Genomic DNA, 16,921 nt, shown 5'->3' with positions numbered 1-16,921 from the left:
GCCGGACATGCCGGACATGCCGGACATGCCGGACATGCCGGACATGCCGGACATGCTGTCCATCCCGGGCATGCTGTCCATCCCGGGCATGCTGTCCATCCCGGGCATGCTGCCCATCCCGGGCATGCTGCCCATCCCGAGCGTGCCTGCGGTCGCGGACATGCTGCCGTGTATGCCTGGCATCGGGTGTGCGGTCGGGGTGATGGACTGGGCGAGGGTGAAGACCGTGTGCAGGGCGGCTTGGGAGATCAGGGTGCTGGTGACGACGAACGGGATGCTGCGTTCGCGGTCGGCGACGATCCAGGCGGCGGTGGCGATCCAGGCGAACGACATGACCGTCGCCCACCACGGCACCGCGGTACCGGACATCAGGACGTGACCGAGCATCGCGAGCAGCACCGAAGTCCCCGCGAACGTAACCGCCCGCGCGCCCCGGAATCCCCAGCTGTGCCCCATGACCGCACCATGATCGCAGGTACCCGGTCGTCACCCGACCGCGCACAGCATGCCGCCCCGCCCGCGCCGGCGGTGTCACCCACGACCGGCGACGTCACCACGCCCGCCACGACCGGCGGTGTCACCACGCCCGCCAGGGCCGGCGGTTGTGACCACGCCCGCCAGGACCGTCGGTTGTGACCACGCCCGCCAGGGCCGGCGATGTCATACGCCCGCCACGACCGGCGTGTCAGCACCCCCGGCAGCGGGTGTGGCGCGCGCCACAGCCGGCGGGTGGAACTGATCGCGGCCGCGAACCGACTTCTTGTCCGGACAGTGTGGATAAGGAGGTCTTGTGCTTGGTGTGTGGGTCAGCTTCGGGCGGGAAGGGTGGCCTGCGGCCGCCGGCGGTGAGTTTGGAGAGAACCCACCGACCCTGCAACCGCGACCGTGCTCGGCCGTGCTCGCAGCGGACAATCGGCAGTTCGACAGGTAGTGCACCTCCGAGACGCCGTACACCCCGGCCCCTTCACGCTCAAGTGCACTACCCACCCCACCCACACGTCCTGTCCACCCGCCGACCACAGCCCCAAAACCCCAGCCACCCGCCCACCACACGACACTGCAGCGTCGCGGGAGCCTTTTCCGGACCGGGCAGGAGCTTTTCTGGCGCTATTCCAGCAAAAGGCTCCACCAACATTCCTCGTGCACCTACATGCCGGACAGCACTTAGTAGCTGTTCCACCTAAGCCACACATCAGTCACAAGAGTCGGATAAGGAGTGGTTGTGAGCGAAGTGCAACGGGCGGCGCCCGCGGCTGGATTGTTCCGTGCGTTCTGGCGATGGCACTTCTACGCGAGCTTCCTGGTGATCCCGGTGGTGCTGATCCTCGCGGTCACCGGTCTGATCTACCTGTTCCGATTCCAGCTGGAACCGGTGCTGCACGCCGACCTGATGAAGGTCGAGCAGCCCACCGGCCTGGTCGCGCAACCGTACGAAGCGCAGCTCGGTGCTGTCCGCAACGCACTTCCGGACGCGACCGTCGTCTCGATGACCGAGCCGTCCGGGCCGGATCGCTCGACGGTCTTCTCGGTCTCGACGCCCGCGGGTTCGCGGGACGTGTTCGTCGACCCGTACGAAGGCAAGGTGCTCGGATCGCTCGACCCGGACACAACGCTGTCGGGAGCCGCGATCCTGCTGCACGGCGAGCTGATGGCTGGGCGGTGGGGCGACTACGTGATCGAGATCGCGGCCTGCTGGGCGATCGTGATGGCGCTGACCGGCTACTACCTGTTCTTCCGTGGCCGGGTGGCGCGAGCGCGTCGGCGCGCGGCGGGGGCGGCCGGGGCGGTGCTCCGATCGCGGCACGGCCGGACCGGCGCCGTACTCGGCGCTGGCCTGCTGTTCTTGATCGTGTCAGGGCTGCCGTGGACCGGGTTCTGGGGCGCGAAAACGCAGGAACTGGCGACCCAGCAGGGGACGTCGTTCTGGAGTCAGGATCCCGGTGCGCTCTCGAACCCGTCCTCGACCCTCGACGAGTCGCTCCCGCACAGCCACACCGTGCCGTGGGGCCTGGGCAAGAGCCAGGTGCCGCGCTCGAACCCGGCGGACCGGGCCAAATCGATCGCGACGGTCGACACCGCTGTCGAGGTCGGCGTACGGAACGGACTCCGCCGCCCGATGACGATCGCCCTGCCGGCCGACGACGAGGGTGTCTACTCGGCGATCGGTTACGCCTTCGAGGACCCCGGCAAGGAACGTACGCTGCACGTCGATCAGTACGGCGGTCGCGTCGTCTCGACGTACGGGTACAGCGACTACCCGGCGCTGGCGAAGGTCGTTGCGCAGGGCATCGCACTGCACGAAGGCCGCCGGCTGGGTACGGTCAACTTCTGGCTCACCACTGTCTTCTGCCTGGGCGTCGTCTTCATGTGCGTCAGCGGACCGTTGATGTGGTGGCGCCGCCGACCGAAGGGCAAGGCGCTCGGTGCGCCGCGCGGCCGGCTGCCGCTTCGCGCGACGCCGGCGCTCGCAGTACTGGTCGTCGCGCTGGCGCTCTTCCTGCCGCTGTTCGGGATCACCCTGCTCGCGGCCCTCATCCTCGATCAACTCCTGCTCCGCCGGCTCCCGACGCTGCGGACCTGGTTCAACGTCGCTCGCTAAGGACCCCATGTCGTGAAACGCATCGTGGCTTTGCTGCTCGTCCTCACCATCGCCGGGTGTTCCGGTCCAACTGCCGCCCCGACCTCCGAAGTGGCGGCCACGACGAAACCGGAGAAGACGACCTATCCGTTGACGATCGACAACTGCGGGTTGAAGCAGACCTTCACCAAGCCACCGTCCCGGGTGGTGATCCTGAACGGCACCTCGGTCGGTGAGGCGGAGAGCTTTGTCCTGCTTGGCCTGCAAAAGCACGTGCTCGCCAACGGGCAGTCGTACGGCGTCTCGGATGACCCGACGATGGTCGCCAAGGTGGCCGCGCTGCCGAAGAACGGTCTGTCGATGAACAAGAACTTCGACGTCCCTGCCGAGCAGGTGCTCGCGCTGAAACCAGACCTTGTCGTGTCGACCTGGTCGGGCGGTTTCCAGGCGTCCAGCGGCTTCGCCACCCGGGAGCAGCTCGCCGCGGCCGGCGCGGCCACGATCGTCAACCCGGTGAACTGCGCCTTCGGCAACCCACAGGCAACAGCCGGTGAGAAGGCGGCGTACGACGCGCAAGGCATCGAATCGTCCTTCGCGTTCATGACGCTGCTCGGCCAGATCTTCGACGTACAGCAGAAGGCCGCCGACACGGTGGCAGCGCTGCGCTCCCGGATCGAGGCCGTGCGTACGAAGGTCCAGGGCAGTGCCCCGAAGAAGGTCGTGATCATGTACCCGGGAATGTCGATGATGAACGAGAACAGCTTGCCCGCGGTGATGACCGGTGGCATCTACGACGACGTGATCAAGGCGGCCGGTGGGGTGAACGCGTTCGCCGGACAGTCGTCGGACGCGACCCGGACGATCAACGCCGAGCAGCTCGCCGCGGCGGACGTCGACGTACTGGTGGTCGGCGCGTTCACGCCCCAGGAGAAACCATTGGAGGAGGCCGCGAAGCTGCTGAAACAGTTCCCGCAGTGGAACGCGGCGAAGACCGGCACCGTCACGACAGTTGCCGATGGCGCGTATCTCGGTCCGCTGAACGCGTACGCGGTCGAGAAGATCGCGAAGGCGGCGCATCCGGACAAGTTCAGCAGATGACCGTCGTACGCCCGGTCGGGCTGGTCGTACTGCTGATCGTGGTTGTCACCGCCTCGATCTCGATCGGTACGGTGACGCTGCCGGTTGATCAGGTGTGGTCGGTGATCTGGTACCACGTGAGCGGGCGCGGTACGCTGCCGGAGCCGCTCATTGAGCAGATCATTTGGTCGATCCGCGTACCGCGGGTGCTGCTCGCGGCGATCGTCGGTGCCGCGCTGAGCGTTGCCGGGGTCGCGTTGCAGGCGCTGATCCGGAACCCGCTGGCCGATCCTTATGTGCTCGGGATTTCGTCGGGGGCGTCGTTGGGCGCGGTCTTGGTGATGGGTGCGGGGTTGGCGGGGCTGAGCACGTCGGCCGGGGCGTTCATCGGTGCGAGTGTTTCGCTGCTGGCGGTGTTTGTGCTCGCGCAACGGTCGGGACGGCTGGCTGACACGCGGTTGATTCTTGCCGGTGTCGCAATGAGCTATCTGGCGATGGCCGGTACGAGTCTGGTGCAGTTGCGGGCGGAGCCGACCCAGGTACGCGGGATCTTGTTCTGGTTGATGGGCAGTGTGGCGGGCGCCGATTGGGCCGATCTCAGGTTGCCGGTGGTGGTGATGGTGGTTGCGGCGGCGTACCTCATGTTGCAGGGGCGCGGGTTGAACGCGTTGGCGGTTGGTGACGACGATGCGGCTGCACTTGGGGTTGATGTGCACCGGTTGCGGATCGTGCTGTTGTTCGTGTCTTCGTTGCTGACCGCAACGGCTGTGGCGGTCGCCGGGGGAGTGGGGTTTGTCGGGCTGATGGTTCCGCATGCGGCGCGGTTGGTGGTTGGCGCGGATCATCGCAAATTGTTGCCGGTCGCAACGTTGGGCGGTGCGGTGTTCCTCGTACTGGTCGATCTGGCGACCCGGACTGTTGACCGGCCCAACGAGTATCCGATCACGGTGTTCACGGCCGCGCTCGGGGCGCCGTTCTTTCTGTGGCTGCTGCGGCGAGGTACGGCATGAAGCTGGTCGTACGGGACGTCGGGTTGGTGCTGGATGGGCTGCCGATCTTGGCTGGGGTCGATCTGACCGTGCAGCCGGGGGAGTTCGTGGCGATCATCGGGCCGAACGGTGCCGGGAAGTCCACGTTGTTGCGGGCGATCTATCGCGCGTTGCGGCCGACGACCGGGACAGTGCTGCTCGGCGATGACGATGTGTGGCGTACGCCCGCGAAGGCGATCGCTCGACGGCGGGCCGTTGTCACGCAGCATCAGACGATGGCGACTGATTTCACCGTTGACGAGATGGTCGCGATGGGCCGTACGCCCCACAAAAGCCTGCTCGACCGCGAAACCCGCGCCGACCGCGACATCATCACGCAGTCACTGGCGAAGGTGAATCTGACCGGAGCCGGCAAGCGATTGTTCTCCACGCTCTCCGGCGGCGAACGTCAGCGCGTACTCGTCGCGCGGGCACTGGCCCAGCAAGCACCACTCATCGTGCTGGACGAGCCCACCAACCACCTCGACGTACGCGCCCAACTCGAACTCTTGCACTTGGTACGAGGCCTAGGCGTAACCACAGTCGCCGCCCTCCACGACCTGGACCACGCCGCAGCCCACGCCGACCGCGTCGCCGTCCTCCAGTCCGGCCGCCTCGTCGCTGAAGGCCCACCCCTGGAGGTCCTCACGGTCGACCTGATCAAATCCGTCTTCGAAGTCCAAGCCCACATAGGCCCCCACCCCCTCCACGGCCGCCCCCACATAGCCGTAGCTCCACTACCGGATCGCGTACCGAAGGACAGGTAGTACACCGGTGATACGGCGTACGCATCCGCGGAATCACGCTCAGGTGTACTACCTCGGCCCGACTACTACCTGTTCTTCGGTACACCCAACTCGATGGTGCGGTCGGTGATGGCGGTTAGGAGGTCGGGGTCGTGGGAGATGGCGAGGACGCCGAACTGGTTGGTGCGGGACTGGTTCAGGAGGTGGTGCCAGATTTGGGCTTGGGTCAGGGGGTCTACGCTCGCGGTGATTTCGTCGGCGATCAGGTAGGCGGGGTTGGTCAGGAGGGCGCGGGCCAGGTTGACGCGCTGGAGTTCGCCGCCGCTGATTTCGTGGGGGAAGCGGTCCAGCCAGCTGGGGTTGACGAGGTTGGGGTCTACCTCGTCGACGGCGGTCGCGTCGGCGCCGGACTCGGCTAGTACGTCGCGGATCTTCCAGTGCGGGTTCATTGCGCGCTCGGGATGCTGTAGGACCAGCTGCACCGGGTACGGACCGCGTTGGCTTGGTGGAAGGGTGATTTCGCCGTGGGTTGGGGTGAGGAGGCCGGCTAGTAGGCGGGCGATTGTGCTTTTGCCGCAGCCGCTGGGGCCGAGTAGGCCGACAACCTCGCCGGGGTCCACCGACAGCGACGCTCCTTGGATGATCCACTCGTCGTGGTAGCGGAACCACAGGTCCTTGGCGATCAGCACGGCTGGGCCTCCGGGACGATCAGGCCGTTGGCGGGGAGCGCATTCCAGAGCAACCGGGCGTACGGATGCGTCAGCCGATCCTCCGCGAAACTCCGCGGATCGGCGGTCTCGACTGTGCGGCCGTCGTGGCAGATCACCACGGTGTCGGCGACGGCGAGTGCGGCGCGGAGTTCGTGGGTGATGAGTACGACGGCTCGGCCTGCATCGGCGAAGGACCGGAAGTCCTGGAGTACGGCGGCGACGTCCGCGGCGGGGAGGCCTGGGGTCGGTTCGTCGGCGAGGATGAGTTCCGGATCGCCCATCGTTGCCATCGTGACCAGGACGCGGCGGATCATGCCGCCGGACAGTTCGTGCGGATAGCGCCCGAGTACCTCCCGCCCGAGACCCCGAGCTTCCAGCGCCTCGGCCGCGTCACTCGACGGCCGGCCAGCCAAGCGAGCGGAGCGGCGTACCTGACGGCCGATCGTTGCGAGTGGATCGAGGTAGTCGATCGACTGGGGGAGCAGCGCGATGTCAGTACCCGCCAGTTGCCGGCGGGCGGGGGTGTCGAGCACGGTGCCGTCGTAGGCGATGGTGCCCGTCTCGGTGGCGTTCGGCGGGAGCATGCCGAGTACGGCGTGCGCGAGCAGGGTCTTGCCGGCACCCGATGCGCCGACCAGCGCCACGACCTGACCGCGTTCGGCGGTCAGATCCATCCCCGCCAGCGCGACGATCTCCCGGCGGCGCAATCCCCGCGTGTACTGCGTGAACGTCACGCGCAACCCGGTGATGCTGAGCAGCGGACCCACCGGCGGTGACTCGTCGCGCCGACCGGTCCGGCGATCTGGATTCACAGGTGATGGCTCCTTGGGTCCAGTAGCGCTCGGGTGTTTTCGGCGATCGAGTCGACCAGCTTCACGGTGATCAGCAGGCAGAGGCCGGGGAGGACAGCCAGCCACCAGGCGCCGGCGGACAGGAAGCGCATGGATTCGGCCAGGAGTACGCCGATGGACGGCTCGGCGGGATCGACACCCAGGCCGAGGAAGGACAACGCGGCCTCGTGCAGGATCGCGTGCGGGAACAGCAGCACGGTGCCGACCAGGAAGTGCCCGAGGAGCTGCGGTACGACGTGCCGCCGCGCGATCCACCACCGCCCGCGACCCAGGCGACCCGAGACGGCGACGTAGTCGGAGGACATCACCTGGCGGGCATGCCCGCGCAGTACGCGGGTCAGCGACGGCCAGTGCGTGACCGCGACCGCGATGATCACCGCCCGCGTACCCCCACCGAGCGCGAACGCGAGCAGGATCAGCAGCACCAGATGGGGGAGTGCGAGGAAGAGATCGACCAGCCAACCGACGACCCGATCGACGAGACGCCCGCCGACCGCCGCTGCGCAAGCCATCAGCACGGCGAACGTACCGGAGATGACCGCCGCGCTGACGCCCACCACCAGACTGAGCCGCAGCCCGGACAGCGCCCGCGCGAGCATGTCGCGTCCGAGCCGATCGGTACCGAACGGGTGCTGCCAGGACGGACTCAAATTGCGATCCGCCAAGTGCGTCGTACTCGCCGCGTCGACCGACAACGTCCCGGCGATGACCACCGCGAGCACGACCGCCAGCGACACTGCAGTGAACGTAACCGTACGCCGCCGCCGATCGCCCAGCCGGCGAACCGCTGCGACCGCGCTCATCGGGCCGCCTCAAGTCGTCGCGTCCGTGGATCAATCCAGCTGTGTAAAAGATCGCCGAGCTGATTGCCCGTGTACACGAAGACCGTGGTGAAGAGCGCGATCGCCAACAGCAGCGGCACGTCCTGCCCAAGCGCGGCGGTGGTTGTCGCCGCACCGAGCCCCGGGTACGAGAAGACCTGCTCCGCGAGCACCGATCCGCCGAACAGCTCACCGAGCGAAGTGAACTGCAGCAGCAATGCAGGACCGGCAGCGTTCCGCAGCACCCGATGCACCACTAGCCCGAACGTACGCTCACCTTGCGCACGAGCGAACGCGACGTAGTCACTCGCCATCGCGACCGCAACCGCCTGGCGCGTATGCAGAACCACCGGTGCGATCCCGACCAAACTCAAAGTAAGTGCTGGAAGCAACAAATGGTGCAGCCGGTCCAGTAATCCGACCTCGCCCGCGACGGCGCCGACCGGTACGGCGCAGCAGATCGGCGTCCACTGGAGCGACACCGAGAACACGTACAGCAGCAGGAGACCGACCCAGAACGTCGGCGCGGACGACAGCGTGTACGCCCACCAGGTGATGATGCGATCGGCCCACCGCCCGCGGCGAACGCCCGCGACGATACCGAGGGTGAAGCCAATGATTCCGGAGAAGCACCAGGCGACGGCCATCAACGCCAGGCTGGTCAGGAACTTGTTCGCGATCACATCGGCGACCGGCTGGTTGAAGGCGTGCGACTGGCCGAGATCGCCGCGGGCAATGTGCGACAGCCAGGTGCCGAACCGTTGCAGCGGCGGATCGTCGAGTCCCCAACGTTCGGCGATCTGCGCCCGCTGCTCCGGCCCGATCGAGGCGATGTCCGCGCCGACGTACGCGCTGACCGGGTCGACCGGTGAGGCGGTCATCAGCGCGAACGACGCACCCGCGACGGCGGTGAGGAGGAGAAGCAGACGGAGCAGCCGGGTGGCGATCGCGCCGACCCAGCGGGAGGGACGCGACCTGACCGGAGGGTCCGCGAGCGGAGATGACGAAGGGCCTCCGGGCTGCTCTGGTCGCGGTGATCCGGCGGCGCGCGGCGCGGTTGTGCTCAACAGGTCCAGCGCCAACCGGTGATGCCGGCGGTGATCGGCCAGCCGTGGCCGTGCGGCTCGATCTGCGGTTTGCCGATGTCGAGGCAGTCGCTCACGTAGTAGGTGTGCTGCAGGTTGACCAGCCACGCCCACGCCGCGTCGCCGGACGGCCCGAAACCGTTGCCGTCGGCATCACGTTGCGCCGCCTTCCAGTACTTGGTCGCCTCGTCCTGATCGGTCGCGCCCATCGCGGCGTCGAGGTTCTTCTGGACAACTGGGTTGGCGTAGTACCCGGGGTTCCAGTACCCGACCCCGGCCGATCCGGACGAGTACAGGTTGTACAGCTCGGTCGGATCCGGGCTGCCCCAGCCGAACAGGACCGCGTCGGCGTGCAGGCGCTTGTCGATCACGTCCCAGCTCACGCCCTTGGTGGTGATCTGGATGCCGATCGGTTTCACCATGTCGGCGACGGCCAGCGCGAGGCCCTGCCGGGTCGTGTCGCCGGCCGGGTACAGCAGGTTGAACGCCGCCTTGACCCCATTGCGCTCACGGACACCGTTGGTGTCCTTCCAGCCCGCCGACTCCAGGAGCTCCTTCGCTTTGCCCGGATCGTTCCCCTGGATCGCCGACGCCGGCTCGAACCACGGCATCCCGTCGACCGGACCGGTGGCCGGCGACCCGTACCCCTCCAGCACGCCGTCGACGAGCGCCTGCCGGTCGACCACCTGGTTGATCGCTTGCCGGATCGCCTTGTCCGAGGTGACGTTGTTGCCGATCGGCAGCCCGGTCGCAGTCTTCTTGCCGGTGTCGGCCTGGTACGGGAACACCAGCCCGCGATTGTCGACCGATTTCACCGGGACCAGCCGCATCGACGGCACCGAGGTCTTCGCCAGACTCGACGGTACGGCCGCCATCGACACCTGCCCGGCCTTCGCCGCGGCGAGCGAAGCGTCCTCGCCGGTGAACGTGAACACGATCCGCTCGAACTTGGGCTTCGTACCGTAGTAGGAATCGTTGCGCTGGACAATCAACTGCTGGCCTTCGTCCCACTGCACCAGCTTGAACGGGCCCGACCCGATCGGCTTCCGCGCGTACTCCTTGCCATGGGCATGTTTCGGTACGATTCCCAGTGAGATCAGCCGGTTCACGAACGTACTCTGCGGCCGCTTCAACCGGAGCTCGACGGTGTCGTTGTCAACAGCAACGGCCTGTGACAGCCCGGTCACATCGGTCAGGCCGCCGCTCTTGCTCGCAGTGCTGAAGGTGTACGCGACATCGGCCGCCGTCACCGGCGTACCGTCGGAGAACTTCGCGTCGGTGCGGAGGTCGACCGTCCAGACCAGGCCGTCCGGACTGACGGTGTGCTTGGTGGCAAGATCGTTGACAATCTTCAGGTCGGCGTCCCGTTTCAGGAGCGTCGACTGGAAGAGCGGGGAGCCGTACCGGCCCCAGCCGAGTGTCGGGTCGTACCCGTCCTCGGACTCGCCGCCGATCGCCAGCCGCAACTCCTTCGGAGCGGACGACGACCCCACCGCGCCGCCCGCGCCGTTCGAACCGGCATCCACCCCGGCGGTACAGGCCGCCAGCGCTAGGCCGAGCGTCACCGCGAATGTCACCGGCAGGACCGTCGTACCGACCCTGCGTGCCCCACGCACCACTGCGTTCCTCCACCGATAGGTGTGCAGCACCGCCGAACCACGGTGCTGCCTCAGATGCGACTCGATCGCAACAACCGAACGGCAACCTATCCAGCCGATCGCTGTTTCCGCAACTGACCTGGACCCGGTGCTGAGATCGCCGTTGCGCAGTGCTGCGCGGATCGGCATGATTGACTCCACAATCACGCAAGTGAGCGGAAGGAGTGGTCAGTCGATGACCGCGAACTGGACGTTTGTCCGCTGCGACGCGCTCGCCAAGGTGCACCCATCACGGGAGCCACGGGCAGTGTCGGCCGAGACCCGATTCCAGGCGTTCCTCGGCGAGAACGCGTCCTTCCAGCTCGCGTACCGGCCACCGATGGACCATGAATACCGTGAGCCGAGTCCACTGCACGTGCGGGTCGAAGGCGCCGCGGCCGACCTGGTCACGATCTCGTGTGTCGACCTGGTGCCATGTACCTTCCTCGCCCGCCCAGGGCACGACGACGGCTACGAATTCGACCAGCCCGGCTTGTACCCGGACGTGCTCCGGCCCGTCCCGAACGGTGAACTGCCGGTGCTCTTCGGCAGCTGGGGCTCGGCTTGGTTCGATGTCCGTACGACCGACGCGGCGCGGGCCGGCGTACACGAACTCACTGTTGTCGTGACCGGGCCGGACGGCTCCGAGCTGCATCGAGAGTCGGTCACGGTCGAGCTCACCGGCGTCGAACTGCCGCCGCTCGGCATCGTGTCCAGCCACTGGATGCACCTCGACGCGCTTGCGGATCACTACGGCGTCGAGGTGTTCAGCGAGGAGCACTGGGGCCTCGTCGACCGGTTCATGGCGTCGGCGGCCGAGATGGGTGCGACCTCGTTGCTCGCGCCGGTGTGGACGCCGCCGCTCGACACCGCGCTCGATACGTACCGCACCGTCGTCCAGCTGATCGACATCGCCGAGACGAGTGACGGGTACGAGTTCGGCTTCGAGCGGCTGCGGCGCTGGCTCGAACTGTGCCGGCGGAACGGGATCGTCGGGGTCGAGGTCGCGCATCTGTTCACCCAATGGGGTGCCGAGAAGACACCGGGCATCGTGGTCAGCCGGGACGGTTCGGAGCCGCAGCGGGTGTTCGGGTGGGACGTCGACGCAACCGACGCCCGGTACCGGACGTTGCTGGAGGCGCTCCTTCCGGCACTGCAGGCCGTGCTCGACGAGGAGTGGGACCGCGAGCACGTGGTCTTCCATGTGTCGGACGAGCCGTCGGGGGAGAAGGGGCTCGCGTCCTACCTCGCGGCGAAGGCTGTTGTCGACGATCTACTGAAGGGCTGGACGGTCGTCGACGCGCTCAGCGAGTACTCGTTCTACACGTCGGGTGCCGTCCCGGTGCCAATCGTCGCGACCGATCACGTCGAGCCGTTCCTGGCACAGCGGCCGGAGCGTCTGTTCGTGTACTACTGCGTGTCCCAGGACCGCGATGTCGCGAACCGCTTCATCGGTATGCCGTCGGCACGCAACCGGGCGATCGGGCACCAGCTGTTCGCGTCCGGGGTGGACGGTTTCCTGCATTGGGGATTCAACTTCTGGTACACCTGGCACGCGACCCGGCGGATCGATCCGTTCCGGGACACCGCCGCCGGTGGTGCGTTTCCGTCGGGCGACCCGTTCGCCGTCTACCCCGGTCCGGACGGTACGCCGTGGCCGTCGATCCGGCATCGCGTCTTCGCGCAGGCGATGTGGGACTACCGGGCGCTGCAGGCTGTACGCGCCGCGCGTGGTGCCCAGGCCGCGCTGGACATCGTGGACCCGGACCGCGACCTGCGCTTCGACCGGCCGGTGCTTGAGCCGGATCACTACTACGCGGCTCGCCGGCGGATGGTCGACGCGCTCAGTCGCGGATGATCGCGGCCAGTGCGGCGGTCGCTTCGGCGGCCGTCGTGCGGTCGTGGATGAGCTCGGTCGCGATAGCTTCGGCGGCTCCGAGTACGCCGCGGCAGCGGAGATGTAGAACGTCCTTGGGTAGCGAGGAGTGCGGCGCGAGCGCGTCGGCCATCAAGGTGATGTAGCCGGCCAGGAGTTCGTGCTGCATGGCTTCGAGTTCCGGATCGCCTTTGAGCGCGGCCGACAAGGACGTGAACTCAGGCATGTCGATCGCGCAGGCGAAGTACGCGGTGCTCATGACATCGGCGAGCGCGTCAATGGTGGGTTCGGCCGTACGCAGGGCGTCGGTCAGCGCGGCGCGGTGGCGTTCGTCGAGTTCGCGGTAGAGCGCGAGGAGCAAGCCGGCGCGGGTGCCGAAGTGGTCGTACACGATCGGTCGGCTGACGCCCGCTGTCTCGGCCAGGGTGACCAGGGTGAGCGCGTCGGCGCCTTTGCCGCGGACGAGCTCGGCGGCGACGTCGAGCAACTGCTCCCGCCGCGCCTGCTTGCTCAGTCGTGCCATCTGCCGTCCCGTCCTTCGTGGTTACAAAATGTAGGTTACATCATGTAGCTTGATGGGTGTGAGCATAGAACAGACATCCTCGGTCCTGATTCTCGGCGGTTCCGGACAGGCCGGCTCGGACACGGCCGCGCTGTTGCGCCGGTGGTATCCGGACCTGCCGCTGACGATCGCCGGCCGCACCCCCGAGCGATTGCGAAAGGTCGCTGACGAACTCGGCGTGGCAACGGTGGCGACGATCGATCTGAGTCGGCCGGATCTCGGTTTGCCGGACCACGGCGCGTACTCGGCGGTCGTCGCGACGCTCTGGGACAACCAGCTGAACGGGTTGCGGATCGCGCAGGATCGCGGGCTGCCGTACCTGAGCATCTCCAGCGGCCTGGTGGACATCGGCCCTGAGGTCATAGCCGCCGCCCAACGCCCAACCACTTCCGCGATCACCATCGCCAGCCACTGGTGCGCCGGCACCGCAACTCTCGCCACGCTCCTGGCCGCCCGCGACTTCACCCAGACCGGCGATGCGCGGGTGGATGCGGTTCGGGTCGGGGCGATCCTGGATGCGAATGACCTTGGCGGACCCGCGGGGGCGGTGGACCTGGAGCGATTTGCGACGGCGACCACGGCTGGGCTGGTTCGTCGTGATGGCGTGTTCGCTTGGGTCAACGGCACGGAAGCCGACGTCGCTGTTCAGCGTGCCGACGGGAGCACCGTCACCGGGCAGGCGATTGCGATTCCCGACGTACCAAGCGTCGCGCTCGCCACCGGTGCCAAGGACGTGACCTTCGCGTTCGCCGTCGTCCCGAACAGCACCCCGCCCCAGGAGGTCCGCATCGACCTGGAGGGCACCGACTCATCCGGCGCGCGCGCCCACCAGTCGTACATCCTGACCCACCCACACGGCCAACGCCCGCTGACCGCACTCGGCCTCGCACTCACCACCGAACGCCTGATCGGCCTCCAAGGCCCACCAGTCGCCCCCGGCCTCCACACCCCCGAATCCCTCATCGACCTAACCCACACCGCCACCCACCTAACCGCCACCGGCGCCACCTTCACCCGACTCGCGTAGGTGTGCTCAGTACTCTGCGGGAATGGAGTTTCGCCTGCTGGGGCAGCTGGAGGTACGGGCCGGTGGTGCTGAGGTCCGGATCGGGCGGCGGCAGGAGCGGCTGGTGCTCGCGGCGCTCCTGCTCAAGGCGAACGAAACAGTCCCGCCGACAGAGCTCATCGACCTGATCTGGCCGGACAATCCGCCGACCGACGCCGCCGGGGCTGTGCAGGTGTACGTCTCGCGGTTGCGCAAGACCGGCGTACGGGTCGACGGTACGCGGGATGGCTATCGCGTAGTCGTCGAGCCGGAAGCGGTTGATTTGTACCGTTTCCGGCGCTCGGTTGCGGAGGCGCGGCGAACGATCGACCCGGTCGCACGGTCGGCCAAGTTGCGTACGGCACTAGAACTGTGGCGAGGAAAGCCGCTCGCGGACTTGTTCGCGGATGCGGTGCGTACGCAAGTTCTTGCCGGCGTGGAGGAAGAACGTCGCGCGGCCGAGCAGGATCGGGTTGATGCGGATCTCGCCGCCGGTCTGCACGAGGCCCTGGCTGAGGAGCTGGCCGAACGCGTCGCGGCCGAGCCGTTGCGCGAGCAGCTGGTGATCGCGTGGATGACAGCCCTGTATCGTTCCGGCCGCAAAGGAGATGCGCTCGCGGCGTACTCCGGTCTCGCGGATCGGTTGGCGGGGGAGTTCGGGCTCGATCCGGCGCCTGCGGTACGACGTCTGCAGCTCGCGATCCGGCGCGATGATCCGGCGTTGAGATTGCCCGGTACGGCACGCGGCGGCGATGCCGTACCCAGAGAACTCCCCGCTGACATCTCCGTGCTCGTCGGCCGCGATGATCTGCTGGAAGAGGCTCGGGGCGTACTCACGGGAACTGCTCGCGTCTACTGCCTGTGGGGTGCGGCCGGCGTTGGTAAGTCGGCGCTTGCGACGAGAATCGGTCATCTGGTCAGTGCGGACTTCCCTGATGGTCAGCTGTTCGCACGGCTGCAGGATGTGCACGGGGCTCCGGTACCACCTGAAGTACTACTCGGCCGCATGCTCCGATCGCTGGGCGTGGCACCTCGCGCAATCCCAGCATCACTGGAAGAACGCACCGCGCTCTTCCGTGAGCAAACTGCCAGCCGGCGCGTACTCGTCGTACTGGACGACGCACTACACGCCCCCGACGTCGCGCACCTCCTGCCAACCGGCCCGCACTCCGCCGCAATCATCACCTCCCGCCGCCACCTACCAAACTTGACCACGCCGGCGCTGCCGGACGCGACCCAGGCAATACACCGGCAAGTCGTACCGCTCGACGCCAACACAAGCCAGGGCCTGTTGATCAGGTTGGTCGGTCGCGCACTGCACGACCACGCGACCCTGCACACGCTGGTGACCGGCTGCGCCGGCCTGCCGCTCGCGCTCCGGATCGTCGGCGCCCGGCTCGCGCTGTCTGGCGAAGATGCCCTCCCAGCACTCCTCGCCAGCCAACCAGGCAGCGGCGATAGTCCGCCGGTAAGCAGCCGGCCAGATACCGGTCAGGGTTTGCAACTGGATTCGCTGGTGGCGGGGGATCTTGCGGTCCGGAGCAGTCTGGATCGGACGGTTGCGTTGCTTGACGGTGAAGGGCAGGCGCTGTTCGAGCGGTTGTCCCTGGTGGGGGTCACCGAGTTCCCGTCCTGGGTCGCGGCCCCGCTTCTCGACTGCGACGAAACCACCGGACTCGCCGCCTTCGAGCGGCTGGTCGACCTCGGACTGGTCGAACTCGTCAGCGGGCGGTACTACAAACTGCACGACCTCGTCCGCTCCTACTCGGCCGCCCGCCTCGCCGCCACTGGTGACCCCAGCAAACCCCGCGACCGCTACCTCACCGCGGTGCACCGACTGACAGCACTCGCAGACACCCAACTCAACCACGGCATGACCCTCGCGACTCACCTCGAAGTGCCGGCACAACCGATCCTGCCCGCGGCCGAGCAAGAGATCACCGACGATCCAACGCTCTGGTTCAGCCGCACCTGGCAGCTGATCGGCGCAGCGGCTTTCACCGCGCTCGACCTCGGCAAAGCAGAGCTCGCCGGCCAACTCGCCCTGCGCCTCAACGGCTACCACGTCACCCAAGAACTCCTCGAACCACGAATCGAACTCCTCGAAGCAGTCCGCGACGCCTTGAAAGACAAAGGACCGTTCGAGCTGTACGTGCGTACCGAGATCGCCCTATTGCCCGCGTACCACCGGAGCCCACGCGAGCTCCTCAGCGAAGGCACTCGACTCCTCGAACTGGCGATCCAGGCCAAGTCGCCGTACCTCCAGGTGCGCGCACTGGTGGAGATGAGCCACGGCGCCCGCTGGGCCGGCGAACCGGAGCTTGCCCTCGAACACAGCACCGAAGCCCTCCGGCTGATCGACCAACCTGACGGTCCGGAGTCGATGCGCTCCGTCGTTCTCCGAACCATCGCCTCGGCAACGACCGACTTGCACGACTACGCCGCCGCGCAGGAATGGTTCGAGCAAATCCTGCAGCTGAGCGTGCCCGGCAGCATGATGGAAGGTCTCGACCTGGCCATCCTCGGCGAGATCAAAATGGAGCTCGACGAACTCGACGACAGCGAACAACTGCTCCGTCGAGCAGCGGCCAACTTCCGCTCGGTGTCGAGCTACTACCACCTGGCCTGGCCCATGGCGCTGCTGGCCCGACTCGCTGTCCGCCGGCAGCGCACCGACGAGGCCGCCGAGCTCGTTGCCGAAGTGCACAGCTGGTTCGAGACGCTGCCGTGGAGCGTGGAGATCCACCTTCGGGCGGCCGAGGCCGATCTGGCGATCGCTACCGGAAACCACGAGGCTGGGCGGGAGATCCTGCTCGCGACCATCAAGAAGGCGGAGGATCGCGGCGACTCACAGTTTGCGACGGCGTACCAGCAGATCCTGGATGCCCACGACCAAGCCGACTGA

General features: G+C 67.3%; 14 protein-coding genes. 7 read left to right on the top strand and 7 right to left on the bottom strand.

Annotated features, from left to right (window positions below; translation table 11 throughout):
* On the bottom strand, positions 1-456 hold a 456-nt coding region (locus tag ABD260_RS23305), incomplete at its 3' end, for a hypothetical protein (RefSeq protein ID WP_344236289.1).
* 766 nt (positions 457-1,222) lie between these two features.
* On the opposite strand from ABD260_RS23305, the gene ABD260_RS23300 reads away from it, so the two are divergent.
* From ABD260_RS23300 to ABD260_RS23285, 4 genes are read left to right on the top strand one after another with little or no spacing between them, the layout of a single operon-like run.
* Complete coding sequence (locus ABD260_RS23300; protein WP_344236287.1) at positions 1,223-2,599, top strand: PepSY-associated TM helix domain-containing protein; 1,377 nt, start codon at positions 1,223-1,225, stop codon at positions 2,597-2,599.
* Positions 2,600-2,611: 12 nt separating this feature from the next.
* Positions 2,612-3,676, top strand: coding sequence for an ABC transporter substrate-binding protein (locus ABD260_RS23295; protein WP_344236285.1), 1,065 nt, complete (start codon positions 2,612-2,614; stop codon positions 3,674-3,676).
* On the top strand, positions 3,673-4,665 hold the full coding sequence (locus ABD260_RS23290; protein WP_344236283.1) for a FecCD family ABC transporter permease: 993 nt from the start codon (positions 3,673-3,675) through the stop codon (positions 4,663-4,665). The genes ABD260_RS23295 and ABD260_RS23290 overlap by 4 nt, the downstream gene beginning before the upstream one ends.
* On the top strand, positions 4,662-5,450 hold the full coding sequence (locus ABD260_RS23285) for an ABC transporter ATP-binding protein (protein WP_344236281.1): 789 nt from the start codon (positions 4,662-4,664) through the stop codon (positions 5,448-5,450). Before ABD260_RS23290 ends, ABD260_RS23285 begins: the two co-directional genes overlap by 4 nt.
* Positions 5,451-5,515: 65 nt before the next feature.
* Here the strand turns inward: ABD260_RS23285 and ABD260_RS23280 are convergent, their stop codons facing one another.
* From ABD260_RS23280 to ABD260_RS23260, 5 genes are all read right to left on the bottom strand, one after another.
* Positions 5,516-6,118 carry an ABC transporter ATP-binding protein gene (locus tag ABD260_RS23280; protein WP_344236279.1) on the bottom strand — a complete coding sequence of 201 codons (603 nt, stop codon included), beginning with the start codon at positions 6,116-6,118 and terminating at the stop codon, positions 5,516-5,518.
* On the bottom strand, positions 6,112-6,951 hold the full coding sequence (locus ABD260_RS23275) for an ATP-binding cassette domain-containing protein (RefSeq protein ID WP_344236277.1): 840 nt from the start codon (positions 6,949-6,951) through the stop codon (positions 6,112-6,114). The genes ABD260_RS23280 and ABD260_RS23275 overlap by 7 nt, the downstream gene beginning before the upstream one ends.
* A complete protein-coding gene (locus ABD260_RS23270) occupies positions 6,948-7,793 on the bottom strand; it encodes an ABC transporter permease (protein ID WP_344236275.1) in 846 nt (281 codons plus the stop codon). Before ABD260_RS23270 ends, ABD260_RS23275 begins: the two co-directional genes overlap by 4 nt.
* Positions 7,790-8,692, bottom strand: coding sequence for an ABC transporter permease (locus ABD260_RS23265; protein WP_344236273.1), 903 nt, complete (start codon positions 8,690-8,692; stop codon positions 7,790-7,792). Before ABD260_RS23265 ends, ABD260_RS23270 begins: the two co-directional genes overlap by 4 nt.
* A 182-nt stretch (positions 8,693-8,874) precedes the next feature.
* A complete protein-coding gene (locus tag ABD260_RS23260; protein WP_344236271.1) occupies positions 8,875-10,473 on the bottom strand; it encodes an ABC transporter substrate-binding protein in 1,599 nt (532 codons plus the stop codon).
* A gap of 232 nt (positions 10,474-10,705) precedes the next feature.
* On the opposite strand from ABD260_RS23260, the gene ABD260_RS23255 reads away from it, so the two are divergent.
* Positions 10,706-12,391 (top strand): DUF4091 domain-containing protein, encoded by a 1,686-nt coding sequence (locus tag ABD260_RS23255; protein WP_344236269.1) that lies wholly within the window; start codon positions 10,706-10,708, stop codon positions 12,389-12,391.
* Here the strand turns inward: ABD260_RS23255 and ABD260_RS23250 are convergent.
* Positions 12,378-12,932 (bottom strand): TetR/AcrR family transcriptional regulator, encoded by a 555-nt coding sequence (locus tag ABD260_RS23250; protein WP_344236267.1) that lies wholly within the window; start codon positions 12,930-12,932, stop codon positions 12,378-12,380. The genes ABD260_RS23255 and ABD260_RS23250 overlap by 14 nt on opposite strands.
* 58 nt (positions 12,933-12,990) lie before the next feature.
* Here ABD260_RS23250 and ABD260_RS23245 point away from each other — a divergent pair, with 58 nt between their 5' ends.
* The gene (locus ABD260_RS23245; RefSeq protein ID WP_344236265.1) at positions 12,991-13,998 is read left to right on the top strand and encodes a saccharopine dehydrogenase; all 1,008 of its coding nucleotides are present in this window, start codon (positions 12,991-12,993) and stop codon (positions 13,996-13,998) included.
* 22 nt (positions 13,999-14,020) lie between these two features.
* Positions 14,021-16,921, top strand: a complete 2,901-nt coding sequence (locus ABD260_RS23240) for an AfsR/SARP family transcriptional regulator (RefSeq protein ID WP_344236263.1) — start codon at positions 14,021-14,023, stop codon at positions 16,919-16,921.

This window comes from Kribbella hippodromi, from assembly GCF_039531045.1.
Lineage (GTDB): Bacteria > Actinomycetota > Actinomycetes > Propionibacteriales > Kribbellaceae > Kribbella > Kribbella hippodromi.
The sequence above is the reverse complement of the archived record's forward strand: the minus strand, read 5'-3'. Positions and strand labels throughout refer to the sequence as shown.